Origin of the sequence: Streptomyces pathocidini (genome assembly GCF_001418495.1) — a bacterium.
Classification (GTDB): Bacteria; Actinomycetota; Actinomycetes; order Streptomycetales; family Streptomycetaceae; genus Streptomyces; species Streptomyces pathocidini.
The window spans coordinates 742-9060 of the sequence record NZ_LIQY01000191.1 but is presented as its reverse complement, the minus strand read 5'-3'; the positions used below and the strand labels follow the sequence as shown (position 1 = coordinate 9060).

Sequence of the window (8319 nt, the reverse complement as noted above, 5' to 3'; positions counted from 1 at the left end):
CCGGTCGCGACCGGCAGCTCCACCTTCTCCGCCACCTTCGCCAGCGCCTTGAGGTTCTCCGGCGGCACCGGCTCCTCCAGCCACGCGGGCTGGAACGGCGCGAGATCGCGCGCCAGCCGCACGGCCGTGGCGGGGGAGAAGCGCCCGTGCATCTCCAGCATCAGCTCGGCATCCGGCCCGATCGCGTCGCGTACCGCCTCGATCAGCGACACCGCGTACAGGCTCTCGGCATGGTCGAGTTCGAAGTGCCCGGTCCCGAACGGGTCGATCTTCAGGGCCCGGTAGCCGCGCTCGATCACCGCCTGCGCCGCCTTGTGGTACGCCTCGGGCGTGCGCTCGGTGGTGTACCAGCCGTTCGCGTACGCCTTGACCTTGTCCGTGACGCGCCCGCCGAGCAGCTGCCAGACCGGCACACCCAGCGCCTTGCCCTTGATGTCCCAACAGGCCATCTCCACACAGGCGATACCGGACATCACGATCTCGCCGGCGCGCCCGTAGTCGCCGTACTTCATGCGGCGTACGAGATCTTCGACCGCGAACGGGTCGGAGCCCGCGATGTGGTTGGCCTCCGCCTCCCGCAGGTAGCCGACGAGCGCGTCGGTGCGCCCGAGCATCCGCGTCTCGCCGACACCCGTCAGCCCCTCGTCGGTGTGGACCTGGACATACGTCAGATTGCGCCAGGGTGTTCCGACCACATGCGTGCTGATTCCCGTGATGCGCACGGCTCTTGACCCCTTGGTCCGGTTCGTCTTGTTCGGTATTTCGTCATGCGTTCGAAATGCTGGCGCGACGCTATTCCCGGGTGTGACCTGTGTCAACGGCTTGCGGCGGGATCGGTCCGCGAAACGGGGCAACCCGCGGCGAATCGCCGGGCAGGATGCCAACACGTCACACAACGCACTCCCAACTCCCCGGGGGCGCACCGCCGGCCGCTTTTCGGGGGTGTCCAGGGGTCGGGCGGCGATGACCCCTTCGAAGCGTTTTTCGGTTCACCCGGGGAGCGCGGGCAGGCCGAACTCGCCGCGGGCAGGCCGGTGGAGGCCTCTCCACGACCTGCGCCGGCACCAACTCCCCGCCACCCCGCGCTCGCGGCCTGGCCGCCTTCGCCGTCGCCGAAGCCACCCAGGAGAGGCAGCAGAGCCGGGCCCGGCGCAGCCGACCGGACCGGGCCCCGCCAGGACTCGGCGGTAACCGGACCCTCAGGACTCGGCGGTAACCGGACTCCGTCAGGACTTGGCAGTAATCCGGCGGAAGGCCAACTCCGCCAGTCGCCGCTGGCCGTCCACGCTCGGGTGGAACCAGTCCCACGGGCTCAACTGCGCCCCGGTGAACCGGTAGGCGAAGACCTGCCCGCCGTCGTACCGGCACAGCCGGTCCTGCGCGCAGACCTCCTTCAGTGCGGCGTTGTACGCCACCACCCGGTCGTACACCCGCTGCCGCCGGTCCGTCGCGGCCTGGTCCACCGCATCCGGATCGCTGAGCATCGACGCGCAGATGCCCAGCCTCCACACCTGCTTGCCGAGTTCGTTCCGCCGCCCCTCCGACCACAGCCGCTTCAGATCCGGCACGCTCGCCACGTACACCTGCGTCTTCGGCAGGGCACGCCGCAGTTTCCGCAGCGCCTGCGCGAAGCTCTCGCGGAAGGCGCCCACCGGTGTCATCTGCGCGGTACTGGGCCGGCACGCGTCGTTCGCGCCGGCCATCACTGTGACCAGCTCGGGTCTCTTCCGGACGGCGGCGTCGACCTGCCCCGGCAGGTCCGCCATCCGCGCCCGGGACCGCGCGAGGTTCCAACTCCCGCGCTCCGGACGCTTGAGCAGCCGCTGCGCCAGGCTGCGCACCTTCGGGTCCGTGCCGGTGACCCAGGAGACCTGGGGGCAGTCGATGAGCACGCCGCAGGCGTCGAAGCCGCGCGTGATGGAGTCCCCGACCGCCGCGATCGACCGCGGGCTGGTGTCCCACATCGGCGCCGGGCGGGGCCGGGGCCGGTCGGCGGCCGGCCGCTGCTCGTCACAGCCCGTGACGCCGGCCAGCCCGGCCAGCACCAGGGCGACCACCGCGGCGACCGCCCGCTTTCGTCGCGCACCCCGGTGCGCGAGCCGACTCTCGTCCCGCATGTCCCGCTCCACATCCCCTCGCGGGAAGACTTCCTCCCGCTCCCCCACTCAGGGGGACGAATTGAGCCGCTCGGACGTTCCCCGAACGGAGGGTTACCGGCCGTCCCGGCGGGTGAAAGCTTCACCGATCTGCGCCCGGACCGACGGTAGGTGACTCCTGTGGTCCCGGCGCGCGGTAGCTTTTCCCGTGGCGTCGGGCCGGTTCCCGTAAGGGAGAGCGTCCTGACGGCCTGTCGAACCAGAGGAGCGTGCGCGTCTCCGGCAACCCGGTTAATTGCATCACGTCACATACTGTCCCTTTTCTGGAGAATTGCCCCCGATGGTGTTTACTGCAAGTGACCTCGGGAGCTGGTACGGAAGGGACCTTTGGGGCAAGATGTCGGATGCTGCCCCGGACGGGACCGGTACGGGCACGAGGCCGCTGGGGAAGGCGAACCTCGTCCCACACTGGAGGTCCCGGTGACGACACGTGGAGTTCTGTACGTGCACTCCGCACCGCGCGCGCTGTGCCCGCACGTTGAATGGGCCGTCGCGGGCGTACTCGGCGTGCGTGTCAGCCTCGACTGGATCAGACAGCCCGCCTCGCCCGGGACTTGGCGCGCCGAGTTCTCCTGGCAGGGCGAGCCCGGCACGGCGTCCAAGCTGGCGTCCGCCCTGCGCGGCTGGCACCTGCTGCGCTTCGAGGTGACCGCGGAGCCCTGCCCCACCGCCGAGGGCGAGCGCTACAGCTCCACCCCCGACCTGGGCATCTTCCATGCCGTCACCGGTATCCACGGCGACATCCTCATCCCCGAGGACCGGCTGCGCGCCGCGCTCGCCAGGTCCGCTCGCGGCGAGACCGACCTCGAGGCCGAGATCGCCAAGCTGCTGGGCAAGCCCTGGGACGACGAACTGGAGCCGTTCCGGTACGCGGGCGAGGGCGCGCCGGTCCGCTGGCTGCACCAGGTCGTCTGACGGCCCGCCGGTTCGGTCGTCGCCCCGGGCGGACCCGAACCCGTAGCGTGCTGGGCATGCCTACCGCGACTTCTCCGGGATCGGCCCCCGAGCCCCCGGACACAACCTCCGTAGCCGTTCTGGGCACCGGCATCATGGGCGCCGCGATGGCCCGCAACCTGTGCCGCGCCGGACTCGACGTCCGCGTCTGGAACCGTACCCGCGACAAGGCGGAGCCACTCGCCGCCGACGGTGCCCGGATCGCCGACGACCCCGCCGCCGCCGTCGAAGGCGCCGCCGTCGTCCTGACCATGCTGTACGACGGGCCCGCCGCGCTGGAGACGATGCGCGCCGCGGCCTCCGCCCTGGCCCCCGGGACTGTGTGGTCGCAGTCCACCACCGCCGGGCTCGGCTCCCTCGAACCGCTCGCCGCCTTCGCGGGTGAGCACGACCTCGTCTTCGTCGACGCGCCCGTCCTCGGCACCCGACAGCCCGCCGAGAACGGCCAGTTGACCGTCCTGGCCGCCGGCCCCGAGGAGGCCCGGGCCACCCTGGCGCCCGTCTACGACGCCGTGGGCAGCCGTACGGTCTGGATCGCCGAGGACGGGGCGAGCGGCGCGGCCAGCCGCCTCAAACTCGTCTGCAACAGCTGGGTGCTGGCGCTCACCAACGGCACCGCCGAGGCGCTGGCGCTCGCCGAGGGCCTGGGCGTGGAGCCGCAGGGGTTCCTCGACGCGGTCGCGGGCGGGGCGCTGGACTGCGGCTACCTCCGCCTCAAGGCCGCGGCCATCGCGGCCGGCGACTACGCCCCGAGCTTCTCGGTGGCGACCGCGGCCAAGGACGCCCGGCTGATCGTGGAGGCGGGGGAGCGGGCCGGTGTACGACTCGACGTCGCCGCCGCCGGAGCGGAGCGGTTCCGCCGCGCGGAGCGCATGGGGCACGGCCGGGAGGACATGGCCGCGAGCTACTTCGCGAGCTTCGAGGACACCGGTCCGCGGTGACCGGAGGCTCCCGGTGACCGAACGGCGAAGCCCGTCCGGCGGTTGAGGACCGCCGGACGGGCTCCGTGCTTCGTGCCGGGCGCGGCCGACTCGGATCGTTCCGGGCTCAGCCGGCTCAGATCGAGCGGAACGCCAGGACGACGTTGTGGCCGCCGAAGCCGAACGAGTCGTTGAGCGCCGCGATGGTGCCGCTCGGCAGCTGGCGCGCCGTGTCGCGTACGACGTCGGCGTCTGCCTCGGGGTCGAGGTTCTCGATGTTGATCGTCGGCGGGGCGATCCGGTGGTACAGCGCCAGCACGCTGGCGACCGTCTCGATACCGCCCGCGCCACCGAGGAGGTGACCGGTCATCGACTTCGTGCCGGACAGCGCCATGTGGTCCACGTCGTCGCCGAAGACCTTCCGCAGCGCCTTGATCTCGGCCACGTCGCCCTGCGGCGTCGAGGTCGCGTGCGCGTTGACGTGCGCGATCTCCGACGGCTTGAGGTCGGTGTTGGCCAGCAGGTTCTGCAGGGCGTGCGCGATGCCCTTGCCGGAGGGCTCGGGCTGGGTGATGTGGTGGCTGTCCGCGGAGACACCCTGGCCGAGGGCCTCGGCGTAGACGCGCGCACCACGCCGGGTGGCGTGCTCGGCCGACTCCAGGACGACCACACCGGCGCCCTCGCCGAGGACGAAGCCGTCGCGGGCCGTGTCGTACGGCCGGGAGGCGCCCTCGGGGTCGTCGTTGTTCTTCGACATCGCCATCATGTTGCCGAACGCGGCGATGGGAAGCGGGTGGATGGCCGCCTCGGTGCCGCCCGCGACGACCACGTCGGCGCGGCCGCTGCGGATCATCTCGATCGCGTACCCGATGGCCTCGGCACCAGACGCGCAGGCGCTGACCGGGGTGTGGACACCCGCGCGGGCGCCCACCTCCAGGCCGACGTTGGCCGAGGGGCTGTTCGGCATGAGCATCGGCACCGTGTGCGGGGAGACACGGCGTACGCCCTTCTCCTTCAGCACGTCGTACTGGTCGAGGAGCGTGGTCACGCCGCCGATGCCGGAGGCGATGACCGCCCCGAGCCGATCGGGGTCGATCTCCGGGTCCCCGTCGGCGGCTGACGCGCCGGGCTCGCCGGCCTTGGCGGTGAAGCCCGCGTCCGCCCAGGCCTCGCGGGCCGCGATCAGCGCGAACTGCGCGGAGCGGTCCAGCTTGCGGGCCTGCGGGCGGGGGATGATCTCACCGGGCTCGACCGCGATCTGCGCGGCGATCTTCACCGGGAGGTCGACGGCCCAGTCCTGCTTGAGCAGGCTGACACCGGAGCGCCCGGCGACCAGGTTCTCCCAGGTCGATGCGGTGTCGCCACCCAGCGGTGTGGTTGCGCCGATACCGGTGACGACCACGGTGCGATTGGTCGCGTTCACAGGAATTCTTTCTCCACGTGTAGAGGGGTCCGAATCGACGGCGCCACCGCGGGGTGGCGACAAACGCTCGGCTGGCTCAGGCCTGGTGCTTCAGGATGTAGTCGGCCGCGTCGCCGACGGTCTTCAGGTTCTTGACGTCCTCGTCCGGGATCTTGACGTCGAAGCGCTCCTCGGCGGCGACAACGACCTCGACCATGGACAGCGAGTCGACGTCCAGGTCGTCGGTGAACGACTTGTCGAGCTGGACATCCTCGGTGGGGATACCGGCGATCTCGTTCACGATCTCCGCGAGACCCGCGACGATCTCTTCCTGGGTGGCGGCCATGGCGGCGCTCCTTCTGTTCTTTCGCTTTTCGCTGTGAAATGCGGGGTGGATCTTGCCTAAGGGAGGGTAACGACCGTGGCGGCGTAAACGAGACCCGCCCCGAAGCCGATGACGAGCGCGGTGTCGCCGCTCTTCGCCTGTCCGGTCGCCAGCAGCCGCTCCATCGCGAGCGGGATCGAGGCGGCCGAGGTGTTGCCGGTGGTCTCCACATCGCGGGCGACCGTGACGTGCTCCGGCAGTTTGAGGGTCTTCACCATCGAGTCGATGATCCGCATGTTGGCCTGGTGCGGGATGAAGACGTCGAGTTCGTCCGGGGTGATCCCGGCCGCGTCCAGCGCCTGCTGGGCGACCTTGGCCATCTCGAACACGGCCCAGCGGAAGACGGCCTGGCCCTCCTGGCGGAGCGACGGGAACTTCAGCTCACCGTCCTCGCCGACCGGCAGCTCGGCCACGTTGCCGACGCGGAAGCCGTCCCAGGGGATGGTCTGCTCGATGACGTCGGCCTTGTCGCCCTCCGAGCCCCAGACGGTGGGGCCCATACCGGGCTCGTCCGCCGGGCCGACGACGACCGCGCCCGCGCCGTCCCCGAAGAGGAAGGCGGTGGAGCGGTCGGTCACGTCGGTGAGGTCCGAGAGGCGCTCGACGCCGACCACCAGCACGTACTCCGCGCTGCCCTCGACGACCAGGCCCTTGGCGATCGTCAGGCCGTAGCCGAAGCCCGCGCAGGCGGCGGAGATGTCGAAGGCCGCGGCCTTGCCGGCACCGAGCCGGTGGGTGATCTCGGTGGCGATGGACGGGGTCTGCTTGAAGTGGGAGACCGTCGAGATGACGACGGCGCCGATCTGCTCGGCCGTGATCCCCGCCGCCGCGATGGCCTTGCCCGCGGCCTCGATCGACATCTCGGCGACCGTCTCCTCGGGGCCCGCCCAGTGGCGGGTCGCGATGCCGGAGCGGGAGCGGATCCACTCGTCGGACGAGTCGATGTGCTTGAGGATCTCCTCGTTCGGCACCACCCGCGTCGGGCGGTAGCCGCCGACGCCGAGGATGCGCGCGTACGGGGCGCCCTTGCTCGGCCTGATCTTCGCTGCCATGCTCTCGCGGCTCCTATTCGGCGGTCGTGTCGGCGGACGAGTCGGTACCGGCCGAGGCGGCGTGCTCCGCGATCAACTCGCGGGCCGCGTCGAGGTTCTCCGGGGTCTTCAGGGCGACGGTCTTCACCCCGGGCAGGGCACGCTTGGCCAGCCCGGTGAGCGTGCCGCCCGGGCACAGCTCGATCATCGCGGTGACGCCGAGCCGCTGGAAGGTCTCCATGCACAGGTCCCAGCGCACCGGGTTGGACACCTGCGCCACCAGCCGGCGTACGACCTCCTGGCCGGTGGCCACGGTCTCGCCGTCCTTGTTGGAGACGTAGGCGGTCACCGGGTCCTGGACGGCCAGGTCGGGGACCAGCGCCTCCAGCGTCGCGACCGCGGGGGCCATGTGGTGGGTGTGGAACGCGCCGGCCACCTTCAACGGGATGACGCGGGCCTTCTCCGGCCGGTTCTCGGCGAGCGCGGCCAGCTGCTCTGCGGTGCCCGCGGCGACGATCTGCCCCGCACCGTTCATGTTCGCCGGCGCCAGGCCGAGGCCCTCCAGGTGCGCGACCACGGCCTCCGGGTCACCGCCGAGGACCGCGGACATGCCGGTCTCGGTGACGGCCGCGGCCTTCGCCATGGCCAGACCGCGCTGGCGTACGAACCCGATGGCGGCCTCGGGCGCCAGCACACCGGTGGCCGCGGCCACGGTGATCTCACCGACGCTGTGGCCGGCGGCGGCGCCGACGCGGCGCGCGAAGTCCTCAGGCGTGCCGAAGAGCTGCCCCGCCGACACCAGTCCGGCGGCCACCAGCAGCGGCTGCGCCACGGAGGTGTCGCGGATCGCCTCGGCGTCGGCCTTGGTGCCGTAGTGCACCAGGTCGAGTTCGGCGACGTCGGACCACTCCCCGAGGCGTTCGGCGACGCCGGGGAGTTCGAGCCAGGGAGTCAGAAAGCCGGGCGCCTGGGCGCCCTGGCCGGGAGCGACGAGTACGAGCACTCTCACACTCTCTCTTGTGGACGGTCCCGGCCGCCGGTGGGGACAGGGACCAAGAACCGTCGGGGGAATTGTGGGTGTCGGACAAAAGACTAGAGCTGGCCGTCCCCGTCGGCCAGACGCCCCAGAATCAGCGCGATACGGAGCGTGAACGCCGACCGTACATCGGACGGCGACCAGCCGGTGACGTCCGTCACACGTCGGAGCCGGTAGCGCACGGTGTTGGGGTGCACGAAGAGCATCCGGGCGGCCCCTTCGAGGCTGCTCGCCTGCTCCAGGTAGACGCTCAGCGTCTCCAGGAGAGCGGAGCCCGCCTCCTCCAGCGGTCTGTAGATCTCCTCCACCAGCTGCTCGCGCGCGGCCGCGTCTCCGGCCATCGCGCGCTCGGGCAGCAGATCGTCGGCAAGGACCGGGCGCGGGGCGTCCGGCCAGGCCGTGCAGGCCCGCAGCCCGGCGGCGGCGGCCTGCGCG

The 8319-nt window shown here is 71.4% G+C and carries 9 protein-coding genes; 2 read left to right on the top strand and 7 right to left on the bottom strand.

Features of this window, described 5'->3' with window-relative positions:
- Window positions 1-722, bottom strand: a 722-nt coding sequence (locus AOK16_RS11180; RefSeq protein ID WP_169790882.1) for a mandelate racemase/muconate lactonizing enzyme family protein, incomplete at its 3' end; no start/stop codon positions are given.
- Between the two features lie 504 nt (window positions 723-1226).
- Window positions 1227-2117, bottom strand: a complete 891-nt coding sequence (locus AOK16_RS11175) for an SGNH/GDSL hydrolase family protein (protein WP_055472102.1) — start codon at window positions 2115-2117, stop codon at window positions 1227-1229.
- A gap of 459 nt (window positions 2118-2576) precedes the next feature.
- Between AOK16_RS11175 and AOK16_RS11170 the strand changes: the two genes are divergently transcribed.
- On the top strand, window positions 2577-3071 hold the full coding sequence (locus AOK16_RS11170) for a DUF3145 domain-containing protein (RefSeq protein WP_055472100.1): 495 nt from the start codon (window positions 2577-2579) through the stop codon (window positions 3069-3071).
- Between the two features lie 56 nt (window positions 3072-3127).
- The gene (locus AOK16_RS11165) at window positions 3128-4051 is read left to right on the top strand and encodes an NAD(P)-dependent oxidoreductase (RefSeq protein ID WP_055472101.1); all 924 of its coding nucleotides are present in this window, start codon (window positions 3128-3130) and stop codon (window positions 4049-4051) included.
- 115 nt (window positions 4052-4166) lie between these two features.
- On the opposite strand, the gene fabF is transcribed toward AOK16_RS11165, so the two are convergent.
- The 5 genes from fabF to AOK16_RS28165 all read right to left on the bottom strand — a co-directional run.
- A complete protein-coding gene (gene fabF, locus AOK16_RS11160) occupies window positions 4167-5453 on the bottom strand; it encodes a beta-ketoacyl-ACP synthase II (protein WP_055472099.1) in 1287 nt (428 codons plus the stop codon).
- Window positions 5454-5529: 76 nt separating this feature from the next.
- Window positions 5530-5778 (bottom strand): acyl carrier protein, encoded by a 249-nt coding sequence (locus tag AOK16_RS11155; RefSeq protein ID WP_055472098.1) that lies wholly within the window; start codon window positions 5776-5778, stop codon window positions 5530-5532.
- 56 nt (window positions 5779-5834) lie between these two features.
- The gene (locus AOK16_RS11150) at window positions 5835-6869 is read right to left on the bottom strand and encodes a ketoacyl-ACP synthase III (RefSeq protein ID WP_055472097.1); all 1035 of its coding nucleotides are present in this window, start codon (window positions 6867-6869) and stop codon (window positions 5835-5837) included.
- A gap of 13 nt (window positions 6870-6882) precedes the next feature.
- Complete coding sequence (locus tag AOK16_RS11145) at window positions 6883-7851, bottom strand: ACP S-malonyltransferase (RefSeq protein WP_205627667.1); 969 nt, start codon at window positions 7849-7851, stop codon at window positions 6883-6885.
- An 89-nt stretch (window positions 7852-7940) separates the two neighbouring features.
- On the bottom strand, window positions 7941-8319 hold a 379-nt coding region (locus AOK16_RS28165), incomplete at its 5' end, for a PucR family transcriptional regulator (RefSeq protein ID WP_240483516.1).

Coding starts and splice junctions, on each gene's coding strand:
- AOK16_RS11155 (WP_055472098.1), bottom strand. CDS start 5,778: ATGGCCGCCACCCAGGAAGAGATCGTCGCGGGTCTCGCGGAGATCGTG.
- AOK16_RS11150 (WP_055472097.1), bottom strand. CDS start 6,869: ATGGCAGCGAAGATCAGGCCGAGCAAGGGCGCCCCGTACGCGCGCATC.
- AOK16_RS11165 (WP_055472101.1), top strand. CDS start 3,128: ATGCCTACCGCGACTTCTCCGGGATCGGCCCCCGAGCCCCCGGACACA.
- AOK16_RS11175 (WP_055472102.1), bottom strand. CDS start 2,117: ATGCGGGACGAGAGTCGGCTCGCGCACCGGGGTGCGCGACGAAAGCGG.